General features: G+C 57.4%; 22 protein-coding genes and 1 pseudogene. 17 read left to right on the forward strand and 6 right to left on the reverse strand.

Going from position 1 to position 23,956, the window contains the following annotated elements:
- The first annotated feature begins 99 nt into the window (after positions 1 to 99).
- Both ABLU88_RS22685 and ABLU88_RS22690 read left to right on the forward strand, forming a co-directional pair.
- Positions 100 to 1,674, forward strand: coding sequence for a carbohydrate porin (locus ABLU88_RS22685; protein WP_348838041.1), 1,575 nt, complete (start codon positions 100 to 102; stop codon positions 1,672 to 1,674).
- A 182-nt stretch (positions 1,675 to 1,856) separates the two neighbouring features.
- On the forward strand, positions 1,857 to 3,467 hold the full coding sequence (locus ABLU88_RS22690) for an FAD-NAD(P)-binding protein (protein WP_064374907.1): 1,611 nt from the start codon (positions 1,857 to 1,859) through the stop codon (positions 3,465 to 3,467).
- 37 nt (positions 3,468 to 3,504) lie between these two features.
- Here the strand turns inward: ABLU88_RS22690 and ABLU88_RS22695 are convergent, their stop codons facing one another.
- Together ABLU88_RS22695 and ABLU88_RS22700 are read right to left on the reverse strand one after the other, a co-directional pair.
- Positions 3,505 to 3,654 carry a hypothetical protein gene (locus tag ABLU88_RS22695; protein ID WP_004851580.1) on the reverse strand — a complete coding sequence of 50 codons (150 nt, stop codon included), beginning with the start codon at positions 3,652 to 3,654 and terminating at the stop codon, positions 3,505 to 3,507.
- Between the two features lie 21 nt (positions 3,655 to 3,675).
- Positions 3,676 to 4,068 carry a YdeI family stress tolerance OB fold protein gene (locus ABLU88_RS22700; protein ID WP_025105854.1) on the reverse strand — a complete coding sequence of 131 codons (393 nt, stop codon included), beginning with the start codon at positions 4,066 to 4,068 and terminating at the stop codon, positions 3,676 to 3,678.
- A gap of 373 nt (positions 4,069 to 4,441) precedes the next feature.
- Between ABLU88_RS22700 and ABLU88_RS22705 the strand changes: the two genes are divergently transcribed.
- A complete protein-coding gene (locus ABLU88_RS22705; RefSeq protein ID WP_032749766.1) occupies positions 4,442 to 5,326 on the forward strand; it encodes an SDR family oxidoreductase in 885 nt (294 codons plus the stop codon).
- A 22-nt stretch (positions 5,327 to 5,348) separates the two neighbouring features.
- On the opposite strand, the pseudogene ABLU88_RS22710 reads toward ABLU88_RS22705, so the two are convergent.
- Together ABLU88_RS22710 and ABLU88_RS22715 are read right to left on the reverse strand one after the other, a co-directional pair.
- Positions 5,349 to 6,155, reverse strand: a pseudogene (locus tag ABLU88_RS22710) (MBL fold metallo-hydrolase).
- A gap of 106 nt (positions 6,156 to 6,261) precedes the next feature.
- Entirely contained in the window at positions 6,262 to 6,897 is a 636-nt protein-coding gene (locus ABLU88_RS22715; protein WP_004119381.1) for a carbonic anhydrase, read from the reverse strand.
- A gap of 224 nt (positions 6,898 to 7,121) precedes the next feature.
- Between ABLU88_RS22715 and ABLU88_RS22720 the strand changes: the two genes are divergently transcribed.
- Positions 7,122 to 7,751, forward strand: coding sequence for a LysE family transporter (locus ABLU88_RS22720; protein WP_014229623.1), 630 nt, complete (start codon positions 7,122 to 7,124; stop codon positions 7,749 to 7,751).
- Positions 7,752 to 7,764: 13 nt separating this feature from the next.
- Here ABLU88_RS22720 and ABLU88_RS22725 read toward each other — a convergent pair whose 3' ends face one another.
- The gene (locus ABLU88_RS22725; RefSeq protein ID WP_207172611.1) at positions 7,765 to 8,535 is read right to left on the reverse strand and encodes a DeoR/GlpR family DNA-binding transcription regulator; all 771 of its coding nucleotides are present in this window, start codon (positions 8,533 to 8,535) and stop codon (positions 7,765 to 7,767) included.
- A gap of 93 nt (positions 8,536 to 8,628) precedes the next feature.
- Between ABLU88_RS22725 and ABLU88_RS22730 the strand changes: the two genes are divergently transcribed.
- The 11 genes from ABLU88_RS22730 (at position 8,629) to ABLU88_RS22780 (ending at position 19,503) form a co-directional block, all read left to right on the forward strand.
- A complete protein-coding gene (locus ABLU88_RS22730) occupies positions 8,629 to 9,012 on the forward strand; it encodes a VOC family protein (RefSeq protein ID WP_048262238.1) in 384 nt (127 codons plus the stop codon).
- 30 nt (positions 9,013 to 9,042) lie between these two features.
- Positions 9,043 to 9,681 carry a CatA-like O-acetyltransferase, family 1 gene (locus ABLU88_RS22735; protein ID WP_025105858.1) on the forward strand — a complete coding sequence of 213 codons (639 nt, stop codon included), beginning with the start codon at positions 9,043 to 9,045 and terminating at the stop codon, positions 9,679 to 9,681.
- Positions 9,682 to 9,953: 272 nt separating this feature from the next.
- Complete coding sequence (locus ABLU88_RS22740) at positions 9,954 to 11,177, forward strand: SfnB family sulfur acquisition oxidoreductase (RefSeq protein ID WP_047723712.1); 1,224 nt, start codon at positions 9,954 to 9,956, stop codon at positions 11,175 to 11,177.
- Position 11,178: 1 nt separating this feature from the next.
- Positions 11,179 to 11,853 carry a methionine ABC transporter permease gene (locus ABLU88_RS22745; RefSeq protein WP_047723711.1) on the forward strand — a complete coding sequence of 225 codons (675 nt, stop codon included), beginning with the start codon at positions 11,179 to 11,181 and terminating at the stop codon, positions 11,851 to 11,853.
- A 22-nt stretch (positions 11,854 to 11,875) separates the two neighbouring features.
- A complete protein-coding gene (locus ABLU88_RS22750) occupies positions 11,876 to 12,652 on the forward strand; it encodes a MetQ/NlpA family ABC transporter substrate-binding protein (RefSeq protein ID WP_046878498.1) in 777 nt (258 codons plus the stop codon).
- 62 nt (positions 12,653 to 12,714) lie between these two features.
- A complete protein-coding gene (locus ABLU88_RS22755) occupies positions 12,715 to 13,761 on the forward strand; it encodes an ATP-binding cassette domain-containing protein (RefSeq protein ID WP_048262240.1) in 1,047 nt (348 codons plus the stop codon).
- Between the two features lie 149 nt (positions 13,762 to 13,910).
- Positions 13,911 to 15,614 carry an ABC transporter substrate-binding protein gene (locus ABLU88_RS22760; RefSeq protein ID WP_049083733.1) on the forward strand — a complete coding sequence of 568 codons (1,704 nt, stop codon included), beginning with the start codon at positions 13,911 to 13,913 and terminating at the stop codon, positions 15,612 to 15,614.
- Positions 15,615 to 15,657: 43 nt separating this feature from the next.
- Positions 15,658 to 16,617 (forward strand): ABC transporter permease, encoded by a 960-nt coding sequence (locus ABLU88_RS22765; RefSeq protein WP_049083734.1) that lies wholly within the window; start codon positions 15,658 to 15,660, stop codon positions 16,615 to 16,617.
- Positions 16,614 to 17,564 (forward strand): oligopeptide ABC transporter permease, encoded by a 951-nt coding sequence (gene opp4C / locus ABLU88_RS22770; protein ID WP_128334807.1) that lies wholly within the window; start codon positions 16,614 to 16,616, stop codon positions 17,562 to 17,564. The genes ABLU88_RS22765 and opp4C overlap by 4 nt, the downstream gene beginning before the upstream one ends.
- The gene (locus tag ABLU88_RS22775) at positions 17,561 to 18,541 is read left to right on the forward strand and encodes an ABC transporter ATP-binding protein (RefSeq protein WP_032719243.1); all 981 of its coding nucleotides are present in this window, start codon (positions 17,561 to 17,563) and stop codon (positions 18,539 to 18,541) included. Before opp4C ends, ABLU88_RS22775 begins: the two co-directional genes overlap by 4 nt.
- Positions 18,538 to 19,503, forward strand: a complete 966-nt coding sequence (locus tag ABLU88_RS22780; protein WP_025105867.1) for an oligopeptide/dipeptide ABC transporter ATP-binding protein — start codon at positions 18,538 to 18,540, stop codon at positions 19,501 to 19,503. Before ABLU88_RS22775 ends, ABLU88_RS22780 begins: the two co-directional genes overlap by 4 nt.
- A gap of 75 nt (positions 19,504 to 19,578) precedes the next feature.
- On the opposite strand, the gene ABLU88_RS22785 is transcribed toward ABLU88_RS22780, so the two are convergent.
- On the reverse strand, positions 19,579 to 21,984 hold the full coding sequence (locus tag ABLU88_RS22785) for a membrane-bound PQQ-dependent dehydrogenase, glucose/quinate/shikimate family (protein WP_048262248.1): 2,406 nt from the start codon (positions 21,982 to 21,984) through the stop codon (positions 19,579 to 19,581).
- Between the two features lie 424 nt (positions 21,985 to 22,408).
- Between ABLU88_RS22785 and ABLU88_RS22790 the strand changes: the two genes are divergently transcribed.
- The gene (locus ABLU88_RS22790) at positions 22,409 to 22,957 is read left to right on the forward strand and encodes a tyrosine-type DNA invertase (RefSeq protein WP_348838050.1); all 549 of its coding nucleotides are present in this window, start codon (positions 22,409 to 22,411) and stop codon (positions 22,955 to 22,957) included.
- Positions 22,958 to 23,413: 456 nt separating this feature from the next.
- Positions 23,414 to 23,932 (forward strand): fimbrial protein, encoded by a 519-nt coding sequence (locus ABLU88_RS22795; RefSeq protein WP_049079334.1) that lies wholly within the window; start codon positions 23,414 to 23,416, stop codon positions 23,930 to 23,932.
- The last annotated feature ends 24 nt before the right edge of the window (positions 23,933 to 23,956 follow it).

Consider the following 23,956-nt stretch of genomic DNA (forward strand, 5'->3'; position numbering starts at 1 on the left):
ATTAATTTAACACCCCAATAAACATCCCATTTTAATGGCACAGTAACCTGTGCTCTGCGCCCGCGCGTCCAGAGCACAGCTACCCCTGTACAGGTATTAATGATGAAAGCCTATATGCTTACGCTCTGCGCGCTGGCTTTGCCAGCATCCGCCGCTGCGGCGGATACGACCCTGAATGAAATTAACGCCCGACTCGAAAGGCTTGAGGCCGAATTAAAACAGTCGCGCATCCAATTACAGGATGCGACGCGAAAAATAGACGCTGCGGAAAAAAGAGCGGCCAGCGCCGAAAAAAACGCGGCGCGCGCGCAAGAAAGATTACAGTTTGTCGAACAGCAAACCGAGCAAGACCTGGCGCGAATAAAAAGTAAACCGTCGCAGCCTCTTATCGCACAAGAGAAGGATCGGGAGATTAAATTCGGCGGCTACGCGCGCAGCGGAATATTGACCAGCAAAGGCACCACCAGCACCGTAGGCCCCTCTCTGACGCCTGCGGGCAGTACCGGCGGCAGCGTCGGGCGCCTGGGCAATGAATCAGATACCTACGTAACCGCCGATATCAACTACCGGCGAAAATATGATAATAACAGCCAGCTGCGTTATTACATGAAAATCGCCGAGTGGGATAAAACGTATAATACCGACAGTTCATTCAACGGTCAGATGAACGTACGGCAGGCGTTTGTCGAAATGAGCGATATGCCTTCGTTTAGCGGCGCATTTAAACAGGCCACGCTGTGGGCCGGCAAGCGTGAAGACCGGGATAACTTTGATATTCACTGGCTTGATTCCGATATGATGAATTTAATCGGTACCGGCGCAGGTATTTATGACGTGAACTTGTGGGGCGATATCAAAACCAATCTCGCCGTATACGGGCGTAATTTCAACGATATCGATACGATGGACAACGTTGAATATAACAACATGACCGGCGCGGATAACACCTATATTCAAAACTACACCTTCTCGCTGAATAACCGGCTGGACAGCTGGCAGTGGATGCTCAACGGGTTATACTCGCAGGACAACGATAAACGCATTAACGATGGCCTGGCGTCGGATAAAGCGGCCTCGCAGGGGTTCAACACCATGCTGGCGTACCATGGCGACAGCTTCTACGGCCTGCGTCCCGGCAGTACCAAAACGGCCCTGCTTTATGGCCGCGCGCTGGGAGCGGAGGTTCGCGGCCCGGGCTCCGACGGCTATCTGATAAACCCGGCATGGACCGTCAAGTTTGCCTCTTACGGGACAACGTCCCTCACCGACAGGCTGAGCTTCGCGCCGCTGATCGTCGCCCAAAGCAGCAATAGCCGCTATATCGATTCAGACCATTACGACTGGGTGACCCTGAACGCGAGAATAATTCAGCAGATTAAGCAGAACTTCGCCCTGCAGTACGAAACCAGCTATCAGTATATGGATATCGATCCGAAAGGCTTTAATGGCAACAGAGCTGCCAGCGGCAGCTATTACAAGCTGACGTTTGCTCCTACTTTCAAGATGCAGAACGTGACGGACTTCTTTGAACGCCCGGAAATCCGCTTTTTTGCCACCTGGATGTGCTGGGACAAATCGCTGGATGACTACTCCTCGACGGACACCTTCGGCAGCGCCGGATACCATAGCGCGGGGACGTTATTCTTCGGCGCCCAGCTCGAAACCTGGTTCTGAAAGCCTGCCTCTTTGACTAACCCCGAGGAAGAGGCGCGCCAGCAATTGGCCCTCTTCCTCATTTTGAACCACAATTATTGGGCCAGATTTCCGTTACCCGGAAATGATCTATCGTGGAGCTTTTCAACTGGCGGAAGGCCACCGACAACAAATGTGATAACAACAACGGCGGGTCAGTCATTATGAAGAAAATTGCCATTATCGGCGCAGGTCCAACCGGAATTTATACCCTGTTCTCATTACTCAAACAGGGCGAGCCGCTGGACGTCTCAATTTACGAGCAGGCCGAGGAAGCGGGCGTGGGCATGCCCTACAGCGATGAAGAGAATTCGCGCATGATGCTGGCCAATATCGCCAGCATTGAAATCCCCCCCATTCAGAGCAGCTATCTCGACTGGCTGAAAGCCCAGAGCCGGACGCGCCTTGCGCGCTACGGCGTGGATTACGACGCTTTGCACGATCGTCAATTTTTACCGCGCATCCTGCTGGGTGAATACTTTCGCGACCAGTTTCTTGCGCTGGTCGGAGAGGCCAGGGAGCAGGGCTTTCGCATCCGGGTCAATGAGTCCTGCCGGGTCAGCGACCTGCAGGCGACCGAAGAAGGGGTCAGACTGTGGGTTGAGGATGAGCCGGTCGCCGAAGCCTTTGACCTCGCGGTAATCGCCACCGGACACGTCTGGCCCGATGAAGAAGAGTCGACCCGCACATGGTTTCCCAGCCCGTGGTCTGGCCTCATGGAGGCCAGCATTCCCCCCTGCCGGGTGGGCATTATGGGCACCTCGCTTAGCGGAATTGACGCCGCGATGGCCGTCGCCGTCCAGCACGGTCGGTTTATCGGGTCCGACGATGACGCCCTCGCCTTCAGGCTGGACGAGGCAAGCGAGGCGCTAAGCATCGCGCTGATGTCGCGCTCCGGCATTCTGCCGGAAGCGGATTTTTACTGTCCTATTCCCTGGGAGCCGCTGAGCATCGTCAGCGAAAGCGCGATGGAGCAAGCCATCGCCGCGGGCAGCGACGGTCTGCTCGATCGCGTCTTTGAGCTGGTGGCGCAGGAAATCACGCTTGCCGACCCCCTATGGAGCGAAAATATCGCCCTTCACAGCCTTAACGCCGACAGCTTCAGCGAGGCGTGGTTTGCTAAACGCCAGCAGCATAATCCGTTCCACTGGGCGCTGGATAACCTTGAAGAGGTTGAGCGCAACAAACGCGCGCGATATACGGTTCCCTGGCGCTACGCGATCCTGCGGCTACATGAAGCCGTTCAGGCGATGGTGCCTCACCTTAATGACCATGACCGGGAGCGTTTCAAAAATGGCCTTGCGCGGGTCTTTATCGACTGCTATGCCGCCATTCCTTCAGAGTCTATCCGCCGGCTGCTGGCGCTGCGCGAAGCGGGCGTCATCACTATTCTCGCCTTAGGGCATGACTATGAGATGGCGGTAGAGCAGGAAAAAACGGTGATTACCAGCGAACAAAATCGCTATACGTTTGATGTGTTTATTGATGCCAGAGGGCAAAAGCCGCTGAAAAATAAAGATCTTCCCTTCCCGCATTTAAGGGAGCAGCTGCTGGCGACCGGAGAAGAGATTCCTGAGGTCGGAGACGACTATACGTTGCGGGAACCGCCCGAAGTACGCGGGCGCATCGCGTTCGCCGCCATTCCCTGGCTGATGCACGACCAGCCTTTCGTTCAGGGTATCACCGCCTGCGCGGAGATCGGCGCGGCGATAGCGAAAGCGATATCCCAGCCGGCAAGCCGCTCGCGCAGGCGTTTATCCCCGCTCGATCTTTAGGAAAGAAAAATAGCCGCCCGTTGACGGGCGGCTATTTTTAACGCTTTTCAGGCTGGGGATGCCAGGGATCTTTTTTATGATCTTCGCTGTCGTCTCTTTTACGCGGCACTTCCCCCTGCTCGCGCGGGTCCTCTTTCGATGGATGACGGCCCCGCTTATCCGGGTCGGCTGGATGCTGTACGGACATCAATTCCTCCTGCTTGAGCGGTTATTTCTGGATCCGGTCCACCCGCACTACCGGCGGCGTCATTTTTTTATCGAGGCTGCCGTTGATGCTGATCATCTGATCGGGCTTCACTTCGCGGCCATCAAAAACCGCGGCGGGGATAATCACTGCGATGGTGTCGGTTTTATCGCGAAAGCTGTAGCGGTCGTTACCGTGCTGCTCGATAAGATTGCCGCGTAATGAGATGGTTGCCCCATCGTGCATTTCCAGGGCCTGGCGCACGGTCATAATTCGTCCGTCCTCCGTCCCGCGGTAGCCATCGTCAATTTTATGCGGCGGCGGCGGAGCGGCATCTTTTTTAAATCCCCCGTCGTCCGCGGCATAAACGCCCTGAGCCATCAGCGCACAGAAAATAACGGGCAGTAATTTTTTCATCAACCATACCTCCGGCATATTTTTGTCTTGTCTTAATAAGTCTGGTTGCTGATGTTCATTTTCACAAGTTCCGTACCTGATGAATCGCCCGGGAAATATTTTTAACGACTTCACCGCCCGCGTAAATATGCGCGCCGGGCAGCATTAAAAAGGCGATAAATATACCGTCAGGCTTGCGATAGAATAATCCTAAAATGCCAAACGCCGCTGGCGCCTCTCATTTTGAAAAGTTTCCCGGCAATCAGTAAATTACCGATGGGAGAGGAATCAAAGCGCCAAAATTATAACAGCGAAGCCGTTCAATTATTCTTCAATATTCCACGGCAGGCTGGCCAGGCAACTACGCTTACTCTTTTAACACGAGGAGGTCAGTATGAGCGACAACGCTAACAATACCGCGAAGTATCCCCGTCCCCCCTTTGTTGACCAGCCGCAATCGCCGCCGGGTCTTGCCGAAGAGATGAAGCCGCAGCCGGATCACGGTGAGCTGAGCTATGTCGGTTCCGGGCGGCTCGCCGGTAAGCGCGCCCTGATTACCGGCGGCGATTCCGGGATTGGGCGCGCGGTCGCGATCGCCTTCGCCCGCGAAGGCGCCGATGTGGCGATAAACTATCTGCCGGAAGAGGAGTCCGATGCGGAAACCGTGATTGCCCTGATTCAGGCCGAAGGACGTACAGCCGTCGCGATTCCGGGAGATGTGCGCGACGAATCCTTCTGCGAAACCCTGGTGGAACAGGCCGCCAGCGAACTCGGAGGGCTGGATATTCTGGTCAATAACGCCGGACGCCAGCAATATTGCGAATCACTGGAAGAACTCACCACCGCCGACTTTGACGCCACCTTCAAAACCAACGTTTATGCGGCCTTCTGGATCACCAAAGCCGCCCTGCGACATCTTAAAGAACACAGCGCGATTATTAATACTTCATCCGTCCAGGCCTTTAAGCCGAGCCCCATCCTGCTGGACTACGCGCAAACCAAAGCCTGCCTGGTGGCGTTCACGAAATCGCTGGCCAAACAGCTGGGGCCGAAGGGTATCCGGGTAAACGCGGTCGCCCCCGGTCCCTACTGGACGGTGCTGCAGTCAAGCGGCGGCCAGCCGGATGAGAAGGTGCGTCAGTTCGGCGCCGATACGCCGCTGGGGCGTCCCGGGCAGCCGGTAGAGATTGCGCCGCTGTACGTTACCCTTGCCTCTGATGCCTGCTCCTTCACCTCCGGCCAGGTGTGGTGCTCCGACGGCGGCGACGGCGTGCTGTAAATCCCGCGCGGCGGCGCGCCCCTCAGCGGTGCGCCGTCGTCTTAAGACAGGCGAGGTATTTCTGCGCTGAGTCCAGAACGATCTGCCGGGCATTTTTGGGGACGTTCTGCCCCTTAAAGGCGCCGTACAGCGCCCCGAAAGGCGTATCGCCCAGACGTTAAACGATCTTCTCCACGCTGGCGGCCGCCAACGGCAGCAAATTGGGATAGCTCCACATAAACGAAACGGCGCGCGCCCCCGGCGTCACCTGGATAATATCGCCCGCCAGCATAATACCGTCATCTTTCGCCCAGTGCAGAACGGTTCCTCCGGCGAAATGGCCTCCCAGGCGCAGCAGCCGCACCGCCGGGAGGATCTCCAGCGCATCTCCTTCCCATAGCGTGATGGCCGGGCTATCGCGCATAATCCATTCGCGATCGCTGGCGTGGAGATAAATTCGCGCATTAAAGGCGTCGGCCCAGTCCTGCATCGTGGTGTAGTAATGAGGATGGGAGATGGCGATCTCGTTTATCCCGCCCAGGGCGGTAATCAGCGTTTTGCTGGCGGCATCAAGATTGGCGATGCAGTCCCAGAGAATATTCCCCTGCGGCGTGAGCAGCAGAAACGCGCGCTGATCGATTGCAAATTTCGGTACCGTCCTGACGCTCAACAGCCGATCGTTATGCTGCTGCCACGTATTCGTATGCGTCTCGCTCAGATCGTCTGGCTTGATCCAGACCTGCCCGCTGGCCGGGACGTACTGGCGTTCATCCTCACAGATACGACAATGGTTCAGGGTGTTGCCGCGATCGTCGTAGGACGTCCCGCAGGTTGCGCACAGCTTAATCATCACTTCTCCTTAAGAAATCATTCAGGGAGCCGTAATGAGTATGGCAGACAGGGAATTTATGGCAGGAGGTGAGCATCTCAGGGCTTCCGTGCCCTGAAAGAGAAGTTTATTCGAAATAAACGTCAGGGTTTTCCGACAGCGACACAAAGGTTTTGCTGTTTTTATCCAGCGCGCGAATGTCACCGCTTTCAATATCGTAGAACCAGCCGTGCAGACGCAACGTGCTATCCCGCAGACCCACGGCAACCGACGGGTGGGTTTTAATATTGTTCAGTTGGGCGATAACGTTTTCCTGCACCATACCGTTGACTTTATCGGTCTCGTTGGCCCAGGTTTTCTTCTCCACGACGGCTTTCGCCGCATCGGAGTAGCGCAGCCAGTGGGAAACGGCAGGCATGGGGTCCAGGCACTGGCAGGTGGCGATGGCTTTCATCGCGCCGCAGTTGGAGTGGCCGCAAATGACGATATCGGTCACGCCCAGGGCCACGACGGCATACTCGATCGTCGCGGAAACCCCGCCCGGCTCAGGACCGAAAGAGGGCACGATATTCCCGGCATTACGGATCACAAACAGCTGGCCCGGCTCCTGCTGGGTCACCAGCTCCGGCACCAGGCGGCTATCGGAACAAGAGATAAACAGCGCTTTAGGATTTTGGCTGGAGGCCAGGCTGCGGAAGAGCTCTTTACGTTGCGGGAAAATCTCTTTCTGGAAGTTGAGGAAGCCCTCAATGATATGTTGCATAGCAGTGTCTCTTTTCTCTGTTTTAATGACGATATGACAAAGATCACATTTAGCCAGTTTATCACCGACGCGCGAAATGGGAATCGTTATTCGAACAGGCGATGAAACATCGCGCCGTAAAGTCGGGTGACAGCGCGCTAAAGATTGTTTATTTTTTGACGGTGAAACAATCATGAGCGGGAGCCGGATGCGACTTTAGCGCTCAACATCAACCAGGAGCGTTTATGTTTTTATCCAGCCTGATGGCCATTGCCGCCGTACTCATTATGGGCGTGATCAGCCCCGGCCCAAGCTTTATTTACGTGGCCCGCAACGCCGTTGCGCGCTCAAGGATGCATGGTCTGGTCACCGCGCTGGGAACCGGGACGGGGGCGGCTATCTTTTCGATTATGGCCATGATGGGGCTGCAAAAAGTGCTGACGGCAGTGCCGGAAATGTTTATTGGCCTGAAGGTCGCGGGCGGCCTCTATCTGCTCTGGCTGGGGTATAAAATCTACCGCGGCGCGGCGCAGCCGATGGATTTTGCGGCAGGCGGCATGGCGGCGGAACATTCCCTGCTGAAAACCTTCCGCGATGGCCTCTATACCCAGCTCAGCAACCCAAAAACGGCGCTGGTGTTCGCCTCTATTTTTACCGCCCTGCTGCCGGAGCGTATCCCGCTGGCCTTTTACTATATCGTGCCGCTGATGAGCTTCCTGATTGACGTCAGCTGGTATTCGCTGGTGGCCCTGGTGCTCTCTTCCGCGCGACCGCGCAGCGTCTACCTGCGCATGAAGCGTAAGATCGATATCGTCACCGCCACCGTGCTGGGCGCGCTCGGCCTGCGCCTGATTGCCACTTCGCTGTCAAAGTAGGCCAGCAAACCGTTTAAACGGTATAAATACGAATATCGTGTTCGCTAAACGCGTCGCGATATTCGCGACTGATATTCTCCTCGACCACCAGCACGTCAATGGCGCTGCTTTCGACCACCACAAAACGCGCCACCGCCGGGATTTTGTCCGAGGTCAGGCCGACGATGATTTCGCTGCACTGTTTTATCACCGCTTTTTTAAATTCACAGTCGGCGTAGTCAAAGCCCGTCAGACCGGACTCAGGCGCCATGGCGCAGCCGCCGATAAATCCCTGATCGAAGAGCATGCCCTGAATCTGCGCCACGGCGGAGGCGCCCACGCAGCCGCCGCTGGCCCGCTGGATTTGACCGCCAAGCATCACCACGTCATACAGCGGTTTTTTGAGCAGTACGGCAGCGATCTCGGGAGAATTCGTGACCACCGTTAACGCCAGCTCCGCCGGCAGCGCTTCCGCCATCGCCAGGTTGGTGGTGCCGGTATCGATAAAAATGCAGCCGCCGGGCTTCACCAGCTTTGCGCACTTCTGCGCGATCCTGCTTTTTGTCGCCGTATTTTTCTCTTTGCGCTCGCTATAGTCCCCCGCCTCCGGCAGGGTCATCACCGCGCCGCCGTAGACCTTTTTACAGTACCCTTCGCGGCTAAGTTCATGTAAATCACGGCGAATAGTATGCTCGGAGACGTTAAGGCGGCTGGCGAGTTCGGCGCAAACCACCCTGCCGTTCTCCTGCAGGATCTGGCAAATAAGCGCTTGTCGTTGTTTAGGAAAAACAGCATAATCGAGCACAAATAACTCCTGATAAAATCTTTATCGAGCAACAAAGTGCATGATCGTGCATTCAGACCCTGACTGTCAATACACCCTATAAAGAGGTTTGCTATGAAAATTGCCCACATCGCCCTATGGACCCGCCAGCTTGAGCAACAGGCCCGCTTTTGGGTGGCCTTCTTCGACGGCGAGATTAATGAGAAGTACTGCAGCCAAACCAACCCGGGCTTTGAGTCCTTTTTTGTCAAGATTGGCGACGGCATTGCCATTGAGCTGATGACCAAGCCGGGGCTTGTCGCGCAGACGGCGGATAACAACCACACCGGCTGGGTACACCTGGCGATTACCGTTGGCGGCGCTGAAAAGGTCAATACGCTGGCAAACCGCGCCGCCGCGCAGGGGATTCTGGTCTCGCCGCCGCGGACCACCGGCGATGGCTATTATGAAGCGGTGATTAAAGACCCCGATGGCAACCTGATTGAAATCGTCGCATAGTATCAGGCACTGACTCAACAGGAGACGCCCGTGGCCAACTATCGCGTAATCGACAAACAAAACTGGCCGCGTAAAGATCATTTTGATTTTTATCGCGGTTTTGCCAACCCCAGCTTTAATCTCTGCGTTCCTGTCGAGGCGCAGCGGCTATATGAGTGCGCGAAAGATCGCGGCGTCTCGTTTTTCCAGCTGGCGCTCTACGCCCTGGTTCGCGCGGCGAACGGGGTGCCGCAGCTGAAACAGCGGCTGCTGGGCGACGATATTATCGAATATGACCAGCTGGCGGTAATGACGCCGGTGATGACCGCCCAGGAAGGCTTTCGCCAGGTCTGGTGCGACAACGCCGCCGATTTTGCCGCCTTCAGCCATGCCGCCACGCCGAACATTGAAGCGGCGAAACATACCGCGCCGGCGCCGCTTATCGTCAACGGCGAGAATTTCTTCTGCGCCAGCTGCCTGCCGTGGCTGCATTTCAGCGCCATCACTCACGCGGAGTATTACGTCGGCGCGGCGGTGCCCGCCCTCACCTGGGGCAAGCTGAAAAACGGCATCATCCCGGTGGCGGGCAAATTCAATCACGCCTTTGTTGACGGCCTGCACGCCAGCCGCTTCTTTGCCCGAGTCGAAGAGGGGTTCGCCGAGCCGGAGACCCTCTGGCAGGCAGAATAAATATCGTCCCTGTCATTCCCCTGCCCCGACCTTTCCCGGGGCGGCTTCCCCTCCCTGCGCTGCTGCAAATCCAACACGCGGGTTGCCTCAGGTTGCAATTGCAGCAGCCCGCGCGCTTTCCACAAAACCTATCTAACTGATTAATAAACATTAAAAATGAAATGCGTTCTGGCATAGCCTTTGCTTTAGCTGTCATATAACCCACAGGAATTATTAACTATTTAGATAGTTATTTTTTGCATATACCGTTTATTGAACCGTGAGATGTGACTATGCCCGACGAAAAACTAACCCTTCGCTATACCCGCCAGACGCCAAAGGCATACGTTATCCGCAGCGATGACGAAGCGATCGCCATCGCCCATGAGATCGCGGCGGTACTGCAGCCCGACGCGGCGCAACGCGATCGCAGCGGCAGCGTGCCGCCGGAGATTATCGATACCTACTCCAACAGCGGCCTGTGGGGGATTACCGTCCCGCGGCAGTGGGGCGGCGCCGAGGTTTCTGCCGCGACGCTGGCTCAGGTGATTGCGATTATTTCCGCCGCCGACCCGTCGCTGGGGCAAATCCCGCAGAACCACTACTGCCTGCTGGAGGATATTCGTCTGCAGGGCAGCGAAGCGCAGCAGGCCTTTTTCTTCGCTCAGGTGCTGAAAGGCTATCGCTTCGCCAATGCCCTTTCTGAGACCGGCGGTAAGACGGTGCTCGATATCCGCACCCGCCTGGAGGCCAGCGATCGCGGTCTGCGCATCACCGGTCGTAAAGGATACTGCACCGGATCGCTCTACGCCCACTGGATCGGCATTCTGGCGCTGGATGCGGAGAATAACGCGCAGCTGGCGTTTGTTCCGCGCGAATCTGCAGGGCTGACGGTCATCGACGACTGGGCCTGCCTCGGCCAGCGCACCACCGCCAGCGGGACGGTCCTGGCGGAGGATCTGGCCGTCGAGCCTTTCCACCTGTTCCCGACGTGGAAATCCTACGCGACGCCAACCCTTGCCGGACCGTTTGCCCAGCTCACCACCGCCGCCATCGATCTGGGAATCGCCCGCGCGGCGCTTAGCGATACGGTAAGCTTTGTCAGCGAATTCGCCCGGCCGTGGATTGATGCCGGCGTTGAGCGCGCCAGCGAAGATCCGCTGACTATCTATCAGATAGGCCAGCTTGACAGCCGCCTGGCGGCCGCCGACGCGCTGCTGGAGCGGGCCGGGAAGGTGCTCGACCGGTATAAATACGATCTGAGCGAGGATAACGTCGCCCAGGCGTCTATCGCCGTGGCGCGCGCCAAGGTCTTTACCACCGAAGCGGCGCTGGAAGCCGCCAGCCGCCTGTTTGAGCTTAGCGGCACTCGCTCGACCAGCATCGCCCTCAATCTTGATCGCCACTGGCGCAACGGGCGCGTCCACACCCTGCACGACCCGGTGCGCTGGAAATATCAGCTGCTGGGCAACTGGGTGCTCAACGGCATTCGTCCGCAACGCCATGACTGGAACTGAGATGAACCGCGCGCTGGCTTTTTTCGCGAATATCGACTGGGGCGACGTGGCGCAGGCCAGCGTCGATACCTTGACCATGCTGGGCTGGTCGCTGGGCTTTACCGTGCTGATTGGCCTGCCGCTGGGGATTGTGCTCTATCTCAGCGGCCAGCCTCGCCTGCTTCACGCGCCGCGCCTCTATCGCCTGCTGTCGCTGGGGGTCAACGTCCTGCGATCGCTGCCGTTCATCATTTTATTGATCGTGATGATCCCGGTGACGACGCTGATTACCGGCACTTCGCTCGGCGTTGAAGGCACCATCCCGCCGCTGGTTGTCGGCTGCGCGCCCTTCTTTGCCCGGCTGGTTGAGACCGCGCTGCGCGAGGTGGAGCACGGCCTGGTGGAGGCCAGCTGGTCGATGGGCGGCAACACCTGGCAGCTTATCTGGCACACCCTGCTGCCGGAGTCGCGCGCCGGGCTGATTGCCGCCGTGACCGTGACCGCGATTTTACTGGTGGATTACACCTCGATGGCCGGGGTCATCGGCGGCGGCGGGCTGGGCGACCTGGCCATCCGCTTTGGCTATCAACGCTTCCAGACGGACGTCATGGCGATTACCGTTCTGCTGCTGATTGCGCTGGTGCAGATAGTACAAATGAGCGGCGATCGTCTGGTGAAGGCGATGAGCCGCAAATAACAATAGCTTCAGGAATAAGACAATGAAAAAAACAATCCTCGCAGCGGGGCTTCTGGCCCTTTTCTCCCTGTCCGCCAGCGCCAATGAGACGCTGACCGTGGGCGCAACGCCGGTCCCCCATGCCGAAATTCTCGAGTTCGTGAAGCCCGAGCTGGCGAAACAGGGGGTCGATCTGAAAATTAAAGTCTTTAACGACTTTATCCAGCCTAACCAGCAGCTGGCGGAGAAAAATCTCGACGCCAACTACTACCAGTACCGCCCTTTCCTTGATAACTACAATCAGACCCGCCATACCCATCTGCTTCCGGTGGTCGGCGTGCATATTGAACCCTTTGGCGCTTATTCGAGTAAATATAAAACGCTCAAAGAGGTACCGGATGGCGCCACCGTTGCCATTCCGAACGATCCGGTGAATACCGGTCGCGCGCTGGTGATGCTCAGCAATGCCGGGCTGATTACCCTGAAAAACCCGCAGGATCCGCAGTCGGCGACCAAAGATATCACCGCTAATCCACACCATTTTAAAATTCGCGAGCTGGAAGGCGCAATGCTGGCGCGGGCGGTGAATCAGGTCGATCTGGCGTTTATCTTCGCCAACTATGCGCTGGAGGCCGGAATTGATACCGACAAGGCGCTGCTGGTGGAAAAAGGCAGCGACCTGTACGTCGAGTATCTGGTGGCGCGTCCCGACAACATCAACGATCCCGGCATTCAGAAGCTGGCGAAAGCCCTGAACTCAGACCGCGTGCGCAGCTTTATTCTCACCCGCTATAAAGGCAAAATTTTGCCCGGTTTTTAATCGCCGGATGTTCATCGGCAGCCTGCGGGCTGCCGCTTAATTTCGTTAACAGAGCCGCTATCGTGACGCAAAAACCCAACGCCACAACGCATATTCAGCTAAGCCAGATAAGTAAAGCCTACCCCAACGGCGTGCAGGCGCTGCGGGATATTAATCTGCAGATCGCGCAGGGAGAAATCTTCGGCATTATCGGGCGCAGCGGCGCCGGAAAATCAACCCTGCTGCGCCTGTTCAACCGCCTGGAAAATGCCGATAGCGGTGAAATTATCATTCACGGCGAGCATACGCGGCACTACTCCCGCAGCCAGCTGCGCGACCTGCGCCGCCGGGTCGCGATGATCTTCCAGCACTTTAATTTGATGGCCACCAAAACGGTGGCGCAGAACGTTGAGCTGCCGCTGAAAATGGCCGGGGTACCGCGAGCGGAGCGGCGGCGACGGGTCGATGAGATCCTGGCGCTGGTCGGCCTCAGCGCCCTGCGCGACAGCTGGCCGGCTAAGCTTTCCGGGGGACAAAAGCAGCGTACCGGCATCGCCCGCGCGCTGGTTACGCAGCCGGAGATCCTGCTGTGCGACGAAGCCACCTCGGCCCTCGACCCGGAAAATACCCTTGCGGTGCTGAAACTGCTAAAAGAGATTAATCAGCGCCTCGGTCTGACCATCGTACTGATCACCCATGAGATGGACGTCATTCGCACCCTCTGCGACCGGGTCGCGGTGCTTGAGCGCGGAGAAATTATCGAACAGGGGGAGGTGTGGCGAGTATTTGGCCATCCCCGGCACGAAGTCACCCAAAGCCTGCTCGGCACGCTGCACCATGACCGCCCGGACGAGCGTCCGCCGCTGAGCGGAAACCAGCAGCTGGTCACGCTGCATTTTGACGGCAGCAGCGGACATGAACCCAACTTACAGCATATCGCCGCCCTGCTGGGCGACGATGCTCGCCTGCTTTACGGCAGCTGCGAGCAGATTCAGGGACGGGTGATTGGCCAGCTGCGGGTACGCCTGGCGACACCGCTGGCAAATCAGCGCTTAGCGCAGCATGCCGGCTGGGTAGCAGACCGCCTGACCTTCTCCGGCGAACCGACAGCAGAGAATGCTGGCGCTTAGCGCAAAAATGACAGATTAATGCTGAATTATTGCTAATGCTAAATCGCTATAAGCCATAGCTTTTCGGTGTTAGACAGTGCGCGGTGCGCCTCTTATCTTTCGTCATGATTTGTAAATATTTTACGCAATTCTTTGATGAGGGAGCACTTTTGTCCAGACTACTGCACGGGTTAAAAACCAAACAGACGCGGTTCGCGCTTGCTCTGAAAATCGCGTTGCTCGGCGGCGCGGTGGCATTTTCTTCGGTCGCCATCGCCGACGACATTTTAAAAGAAGGGATCACCCCGGCCAGCGATGCCAGCCAGATCCCCGCCGCCGCGAAGCTGCGCAAAGATACCGTCGTGGCCGGCATCTCCGAGCCGCAGGGCATTTTTAACCCCTACTTCTTCGTCAACGGCTGGGATGAGAACGTCACCAACGTGATTTTCTCTCGCCTGATCGACTGGGACAGCCACGGCAATCTGGTGCCGGGCCTCGCCGAAAGCTGGACAGTGAGTCCGGATAACAAGGTCTACACCATCAAGCTGCGCCCCAACCTGACCTTTAGCGACGGTTCGCCGCTGACCGCCGACGATGTCGCCTTTACCCTTACCGTGCTGCTGGATCCGAAATACGACGGCGATACCGATATCACGCTCGCCAATATTGCCGGCGGCGCGGAGTACAAAGCGGCGAAAGCCGATAGCGTCAGCGGTCTGAAAGTGCTTGACCCCTTAACGCTGCAGGTGACCACCACCCAGCCGGGCGCGACGACGCTGGCAAAAATTGGCGGCCCGGTACTCTCCAAAGCCTATTACGGCAAAGGCTACCAGCGCGGCAACCTCGACTATCTGCGCACCCTGCACGGCAAACCGCTGGGCAACGGTCCTTACGTTTACGACAAATACATCCCCGGCCAGGAGATTCGTTTCCACGCCAACAGCCATTTTTATCGCGGTACGCCGCCCACCCCGCGCTTTATCTATCGCGTGACCAACCCGTCAACCAACTTCCAGCTCTTCCAGACGGGTGAAACCGACTACGACGCCTTTACCTCGCGTCCTGACGATATCGAACAGCTGAAAATGCTCGGCTTTGCCAACATCAACCTTTATGGCTCCAGCGACTACAGCCAGGTGGAATTTAACGTCCGCCGCCCGGCGTTGAAGGACGTGAAGGTACGCCAGGCGCTGATTTACGGCCTCGACCGCCAGAAGCTGATTGATGTGGTCTACCAGGGCTACGGCAAGGTGGCGATTGAGCCTATCGCGCCGATCTCCTGGGCCTGGAACGCCGACGGGGTAAACCCGTATCACTACGACCCGGCGCAGGCGAAAAAGCTGCTTGACGAAGCCGGCTGGAAACCGGGGCCGGACGGTATCCGCGTTAAAGAGGGCAAACGCCTGGAGTTAACGCTGCTGGTGAGCAAGAAAGTGCTCAACGATGCGCTGATCCCCATCGCCAAAGAGAACTGGCAGCAGATTGGCGTCCTGTTAAAACCGCAGGTCGTCGATTTCAACGCCCTGATGGCGCAGCGTAAGTCGGGTAATTACGATCTGGCGTCGTTCAGCACCAGCACCCTTAACGACCCGCATGATGGCGTGTGGGATTTTTACAGCGCGGAAGCGAAAGAGTCCGGCTATAACAACCCGCAGGTCGATAAGCTGATTACCGAAGGTAACTCGGTGCTCGACGTCGAGAAGCGTAAGCCTATCTACCACCAGCTGTATCAGGTACTGGCGCAGGACCCGCCGGTGATCCTTCTCGGCTACCGTGAAATTCTCTCGGCGAGCAGCGCCCGGGTCACCGGCTTCAAACCGGATATCTACAACGGCCTGACCGGCAGCCTGCCGGATGTCAAAATCGTTAAGTAAATCCCCGGCCGCCGGGATGACCGGCGGCTGACGTGAGAATGTCATGAGAAATTTCATCCTGAGACGGCTGCTGCAAACGCTGCCGATGCTGCTGCTGGCCTCCTTTATTATCTTTATGCTGTTTGCCAAAACGCCGGGCGATTTTATCGACGGCAATATCACCCTCACCGCCGCCCGCGCCGCCGAACTGAAAGCCATTTACGGCCTGGATCAGCCGCTGCTCACCCGCTATATCCACTGGCTCGGCCAGCTGCTGCGCGGCGATCTCGGGTTTTCGCTGCAGTACCAGATCCCGGTCAGCCAGCTGCTCAACCAGTACATCTGGAACTCTTTCCTGCTGGCCAGCGTGGCGCTGGTATTTTACTGGGGAATTGGCCTGACGGTGGGCGTGGTCTCAGCGCTGAAGCCCAATTCTGCGTTCGATCATCTGGTGAGCGTCGCGGTGTTCGCCGCCATGTCGTTCCCGACCTTTTTTCTCTGTCTGCTGCTCATCAAGTGGTTCGCCGTCGACCTGCACTGGCTGCCGGTGGGCGGCATGACCAATACCGGCAGCGACGATCGCGGCTGGGAGTATGTGCTGCAGGTCGCCGCCCATCTGGTGCTGCCGGTACTGGCGCTGGTGATGCTCCAGGCGGGCAGCCTGACCCGCTATTTTCGCGCCAGCATGCTCGACGTGGTGAAAATGGATTTTATCCGCACCGCCCGCGCGAAAGGGCTGCGCGAACGCACGGTTATCCTCAAGCACGCCCTGCGTAACGCCCTGCTGCCGATCATCACCCTGCTCGGCTTCGAGCTGCCGGGGCTGTTCTCCGGGGCGATCATTACCGAAAAAGTGTTTAACTGGCCGGGGGCCGGGCATATTCATATCGATTCGCTGGCCGCCCGCGACTACCCGGTGTTAATGGGCTTTACCCTGTTTCTGGCGGTGCTGACCATTCTTGGCAACCTGATTGCCGATGTGCTTTACGCGTGGGTCGACCCGCGCATTCGCGTGAGGTCCTGATGCTCAGCTCTCTGTTTTCTGCTAACCGACGCCTGCGCAAGGCGGAAATCCCGGCGCTGGCGAAGGTGACCCCATCCCCCTGGCGTCAGGCCTGGCAGGCGCTGCGCCGCAATCGCCTGGCGATGCTGTGCCTGCTGCTGCTGGTCGTAATGGCCCTCTGGTGCATACTGGGGCCGCTGTGGTCGCCGTGGAAAGACGATGCCACCGACGCGCTGATGATTAACAGGCCGCCCGGCGCGGAACACTGGCTGGGTACCGACTTTCTCGGTCGCGATATTTACACCCGCCTGCTGCTGGCCGGGCGCATTTCGCTGATTATCGGCCTGCTGACCATGCTACTGTCGGTCACCCTTGGCTATCTGCTCGGCGCGCTGTCGGGCTACGCCGGCGGCCTGACCGATAAACTTATTATGCGTTTTGCCGATCTGGTGATGACTATCCCCGGCCTGCCGCTGCTGATTGTCGCGGGCGCGATGCTCTCGGAGCTCGATTTCTCACCGGACTCACGCATCTATATGGTGGTGATTATGCTGAGCCTGCTGGAGTGGCCGAAGCTGGCGCGTCTGGTACGCGGGCAGTGCCTCTCCCTGCGCGAGCGCGACTTTATGCTGGCGACCCAGGTGCTGGGACTGTCGGCGCGACGCCGTCTGTTTGGTCATCTGCTGCCGAATACGGTACCGATTCTGGTGGTCATGGCGACCATGGCGGTGGCGAACGCCATCCTCAGCGAGTCGGCGCTCAGCTACCTCGGGCTTGGCGTGGTACCGCCGACGCCATCGTGGGGCAATATGATGGACGCCGCCAATAGCCTGATCGACTTTCAGCGCCGGCCCTGGCTGTGGATGCCGCCGGGGATCGCCATTTTTATCACCGTCATCGCCATTAACGTGCTGGGCGACGGCCTGCGCGACGCCATGGACCCTAAAATGAAACAGAGGCTGAAATGAGTCGCGCATTAATCACCTTTAATCAGCTTTCGGTCTCTTTTGCCGCCGACAAAAACCGGGTACGCGCGGTACAGGATGTGTCGTTCACTATTCGCGCCGGGCAGACCGTTGGCGTGGTCGGCGAATCCGGCTGCGGCAAAAGCGTCACCGCCATGTCGTTAATGGGCCTGCTGCCACCGCAGGCGGCGCGCATTGACGGCGGGGAAATTCTTTTTGAGGGCCAGGACCTGCTGCGGCTGAAAAACGCCCGTATGGCCGACCTGCGCGGCAATCAGCTGGCGATGATTTTTCAGGAGCCGATGACCGCCCTGAATCCGGTACTCACCGTCGGCGAGCAGCTCTGCGAACCGCTGATTCGCCACCGCGGCGAGCCGCCGAAGGCCGCATGGCAACACGCTACCCAGCGCCTGACGGATGTCGGGCTGGCGCGCGCGGAGAGCCTGATGGCCAGCTATCCGCATCAGCTTTCCGGCGGCATGCTGCAGCGGGTGATGATTGCCATGGCGCTGAGCTGCCAGCCGAAGCTGCTGATTGCCGATGAGCCGACAACCGCCCTGGACGTCACCGTGCAGGCGCAGATCCTGCGCCTGCTGCGCGACCAGGCGCGGGCCAACCGGATGGCGATGATGCTGATTACCCACGATCTCGGGGTTATCGCGCAGATGGCCGAGCACGTTGTGGTGATGTACGCCGGGCGTATCGTCGAGCAGGGCGCGACCGCCGCGATTCTGCGTCACCCGCAGCATCCCTATACCCAGGGGCTGATTGCCTCGCGGCCGGTGCCGGGGGCCCGGCGCCGACGCCTCTATTCAATCCCCGGCCAGGTGCCGGACCTCGCCGCCCTTCCCGCCGGATGTGCCTTCGCCGAGCGCTGCGCAAAAGCCACCGCGCGCTGCCGACAGAGCATTCCGCCGCTGTCAGGGCAAGACCGGCAGGCCGCCTGCTTTTACAGTGAACTTTCGGAGTCCGTGACATGAGTCATGAATACGTGATTGAAGTGGATGGGCTGAAAAAACACTTCCCGCTGCGCGATGGGCTGTTCGGTCAGCAGACCGGCGTACTGCGGGCGGTGGATGGCGTGAGCTTTAAGATTCGCCGGGGAACGATTTTTGGTCTGGTGGGCGAATCCGGCAGCGGGAAAACCACCGTTGGCCGTACGCTGCTGGGGCTGTATGAGAAGACCGCCGGCAGCGTCAAGTTTCGCGGTCAGGAACTTGCCGAACTGCCGCCGCGGGCAATGCGCGCGCTGCGGCCTAAAATCCAGCTGGTGTTTCAGGACCCCTACAGTTCGTTAAACCCGCGCATTCGCATCGGCGACGCCATTGGCGAAGCGATGCTGGAGCACAAGCTCTGTCGCCGGGCGGAGCTGTATGACAAAACCCTTGAGGTGATGCGCATCTGCGGGCTGGCCCCGCAGCATTACAACCGCTTCCCGCACGAGTTTTCCGGCGGCCAGCGTCAGCGCATCGGCATTGCCCGGGCGCTGATCTTAAACCCGGATTTTATTATTGCCGATGAGCCGATTTCGGCCCTCGATGTGTCGATTCAGGCGCAGATTATTAATCTGTTTTCCGATCTGCGCGACGATCATGGGGTGACGTTTTTGTTTATCTCCCACGATCTCGGGGTGGTAGAACATCTCTGCGATGACGTGGCGGTGATGTATCTCGGGCAACTGGTGGAGACTGCCAGCCGCGATGCGCTATTCAGCCGGCCTTTGCATCCCTACACCCGGGCACTGCTGGCGGCGGTACCGACCCTCGATCCGGACAGCGAGCCGGTCGCGGTGGTACAAGGTGAAATTCCCGACCCGTCCCGGCCGCCTTCCGGCTGTCGCTTTTCCTCCCGCTGCCCGCAGGCCAGCGACCGCTGCCGTCGCGATATTCCACTATTAAGGGAGGTCGCCGACGGCCACCACGTCGCCTGTCACGCGGTTTAGCGCCGGCCAGGCTTCGGACCATAAAAAAACCGCCCACAGGGGGCGGTTACTTGCGCAAGAGCGAAACGGCTGCGGCTACTCTTCCAGCGCGAAGGCAATAATATCATCGCCCACGTCCGGCGAGTGGCTGGCGCCCCCGGCGGAGATCACCACGTACTCTTTACCGCTTTTCGGTGATTTATAGATCAGCGGCGCCGCCACTGCCCCAACAGGCAGACGAGCGCGCCACAGCTCTTTACCGGTGGCGGAATCCAGCGCGCGCAGGTAGTTATCCTGAGTTCCCGCGAAGAACACCAGTCCGGAAGCGGTTGACGTCGGGCCGCCCAGCGTCGGCATACCCAGCGGGATATGCATGTGCGTTTTCAGCCCCAGCGGACCGGTATCCTCCACCGACCCCATCGGCACCTGCCACAACAGCTGGCGAGTGTTGAGGTCAATGGCGCTCATGGTGCCAAACGGCGGGGTATTACAGGGAACGCCCAGCGCCGACTGCAAAATATCGATCCGCACGCCGCCGTATGGCCCGGCAATTTGCGGCCGCACGGTTCCCATAAAGCCGGGCACCTCGTCGGTGGAGACTTTATATTTCGCCATATCCTCTTTGCGCACCAGCGACATTCTCAACGGCATCCGCATATCGTTGACGAACAGCGTTCCTGTGCGCTCATCGATAGTGATACCGCCCCAGTTCATGCCGCCCAGCAGGCTTGGCCACTCGATGTACGGCTTCTCTGACGGCGGCGTGTACATGCCCAGATAAGTCGACGCTTTGAAGTCGATACGGCACATCAGCTGATCGAACGGCGTCACGCCCCACATCGATTTCTCGGTGAGCGGCTCGACGCCCAGCTGCGGCATGCCGGTGGAGAAAGGCTGGGTGGCGGAGAGATGCTCGCCTTCCGCGCCATCATGGGCGACAGGCTGCTCTTCCACGCGGGTCACCGGCTTACCGGTACGCCGGTCGAGTACGTAAATCTGCCCGGTTTTGGTGGTCTGGATCAGAACCGGAACCTCTTCGCCCCGCTCGTTTTTCATATGGAACAGTACCGGCTGCGACGGCAGGTCATAGTCCCAGATATCATGATGCACGGTCTGGAAGACCCACTTCGTCTCGCCGCTGCTGGCGTCCACCGCCACCACGGAAGATCCGTATTTCTCTTTGGCCGCGTTGCGATCGCCGCCCCAGTAGTCCGGCGGACCGTTACCGGTCGGCAGATAAATCAGGTTCAGCTCTTTGTCAAAGCCCGGCACCGTCCAGACGTTCGGCGTTTCGAGGGTATAGACGCGACCTTTTACCGGGTCGGTAACGTTTTCCGGCTGGCCGACGTCCCACGCCCACACCACGTTTCCGTTACGTACGTCAAACGCGCGTACCACCCCGGACGGTTCACCGTGCACGATATCGCGCACCCAGCCGCCGAGCACCGCAATATGCCCCATAATCACCGGCGTTGAGGTCGGGTGGTAGCGTTTGCTGTTTTCGGTATTGTCCATACCCTGTTTCAGATCGACGCTACCGTGATCGCCGAAGTCATCGCACAGTTCGCCGGTTTTGGCGTTCAGGGCGATCAAACGGGCGTCGACGGTAGACACCAGGATACGCTGCGGGCACTGCTGCAGCGCCGGGCTGGCCTTCTCTTCTGCGCTCAGCGAATCATCGCTTTGTACATCGTAATAGCCGACCCCGCGACAGGTGACGTGTTCGGCGGTACTTGCGTGCGGGTCAAAACGCCAGCGCGCTTTCCCGGTATCCGCATCCAGCGCCGTAACCACGTTCAGCGGCGTACAGGAGTACAGCGTGTCGCCTATTTGCAGCGGGGTATTTTCATCGACGCCAATCCCGGCGCCGGTTAGCCGGCGGCCGGTGTGATACGTCCAGGCGACTTTCAGGTTTTTGACGTTTTGCGGCGTGATCTCATCGTACGGCGCAAAACGGGTGCCGGAGGCATCGCGGCCGAAGAACGCCCAGTTATCGCTTTTGGCAGCCAGGGTCGGCGTGCTGTCGTCGCTCGCTTTCACCACGCCGTGATGAATACCGCCGTGCGGGTAGAAGGCGGAAACCAGCGTCGCCAACAGCAGGAGAAAAATCGCCGAGGCACTCCAGTTGGCGTAGCGTCTGCGCGCAGGCGGGATCGGCAGCGTCGCCGCCAGCCACAGCGCCAGCATCAGCATCAGCGCGGGAACGACCAGCCGGGGGATCAGGCCCCAATAGCTGAGCTGCACTTCATACAGCGCCCAGCAAAGGGTCAACAGGAAAGTCAGAATGGCAAAAGGCAGGACATAGCGGCTGCGGACAAGATAGCCGACGGCGATAAGCAGATAAGCGAGACCGGCTAACAGATACCAGGCGCTGCCGCCGAGAGAGAGGAGTTTGCCCCCCCAGATAGTGAAAAAGAGTCCAGTGCCAAAGCTCAGTAATGCAAAAAGTACCCGGTAAACGGTAAAGAACAGGCCCCTACCGCTACCTTGTTGTTCGTCCATATTTCATCCCATACGACGTCAGTCGAAAAAACCAAAACATCTCATATAAACAGCGCGTTATCAGACCAAGAAAAGCGCATACCGCATATCATGTTGGTTGGACGCTCTCGGACAGAGCGAAGAACGTAAGGAATTATATGTATTTGTAAAAATAATGTAAAACTATCAGGCATTAAATGTTTAAAATTTTTTAATTTATAAAAGTAAGTTGAACGAATGATGGGTTATAACGAAAGCCGCAAAGCCCGCGTTGCATCCGCTGTTAAGCCCGTTTCGATCCAGGCGAATCAGTCCGATCGTCTTGCTATCCTCCCCCCGCTGTTTAATCATACCCGGCGCGTTCATTTGACCGCTTACATCGGGCGAAGCCATTCGCCTTGACACCTGAAGGGGAAAAATTTCATGGCTGTTCAGGAGAGTAAACATGAATAAACGAAAATATCTCACCGAAACTGAGATAAAAAAAATCATCAACGAGGCGTATAAGGGAGCGAACCCGGAGAGGGATCGTTGTTTAATCTGGATGTGCTTCATTCACGGCTGCCGCGTCAGCGAAATTCGCCACTGGCGGCTATCTGACCTTGACTTGCATAACCACTCAATTTACGTCAAACGGCTTAAAAATGGGTTTTCCACCACGCATCCTCTCTTTTCCAGCGAGATGACGTTTATCCGTGAATGGCTGTCGGCGCGTAAAAACTATCGCAACAGCGACAGCGACTGGCTATTTCTTTCGCAAAAAGGAACGCCGCTATCGCGTCAGCGGATCCACGTATTGATTAGCCACTATAGCCAAAGTGCGGGTTTAAGGATTGCGGCCCATCCGCATATGCTGCGCCACGCCTGCGGTTTTTCGCTGGCCGATAAGGGCATGGATACCCGGCTAATTCAGGATTATCTCGGTCACAAAAATATTCAGCATACGGTGCTTTATACTGCGAGCAATGCTGCAAGATTTAAAAATATATGGTGACGCGATAACCAATATATTTCTTACTTGACATAATGTATCAGATTGTCACTAACATAATAAATCGCTAATAACCTTTCAGCCCGTAAGGTTTTTCGCATCTCGAAAAATTAAAAACATTAATTATCAATAGATTAGAAACTGACGCGCATTTTCCAGTAAACCCTGACCTCAGACGTTACCCTCCGAAACACCAGATTATTTACCATCCAATCCTGAATTTATAGTTTTTAATATTGCAAAAATCGCCATCCTTGGCATCTACATCTAAAAAATCAACAAACAAAATAGATAAAACTAAACATGACACTTTGATACAAAATGTCTTCTGCAGAAATAAACCTCAGCGTCACTGAATCTATTTCAGCACGACATCTGGCTATCAGATTAATAAAGGCTCATGAGAAATTTATTTCTGTGAAGCTATTACCTTTCTATATTGCATATAAGGACTACCTTATGAACAAGAGTCTTATTGCTGTTGGTCTGTTAGCCGGTGTCATGTCCGCCTCCGTATTCGCGGATGATGGCCGTATTGATTTTTACGGTTCCATCACCGATAGCGCCTGTACCGTGATCAATAATATGACAAACCCGCTGTCGGTTATGATGGGGAATGTCTCCAGCAAAGCCTTCAACGGCGCTGGCTCCACGGCCTCGGCGACTAAATTTATTATTGAGCTGAAAGATTGCCCGAAATCCGCTAAGTCGGCCACGGTAAAATTCGACGGCACGGCGGATAGCAGCGTCGGTACTATTCTGGCGCTCACCCAAGAGCCTGGCGTGGCACAGGGCGTCGGGATCCAGTTAATGGATAATAAAAACGTCGTCGTTCCATTATATACCGCCTCATCCGCTTACCCGCTGCAGCCGGGCGGAAATAGTCTCGCTTTCGTCGCCCGCTATTATGCGACATCAAGCACCGTAAACGCAGGGTTCGCTAACTCTACCAGCACATTTACCCTCAATTACAACTAACGGATATTTCGTCGGCGTATTTCT

The organism is Klebsiella sp. GW_Kp182 (assembly GCF_040062275.1).
Lineage (GTDB): Bacteria > Pseudomonadota > Gammaproteobacteria > Enterobacterales > Enterobacteriaceae > Klebsiella > Klebsiella michiganensis.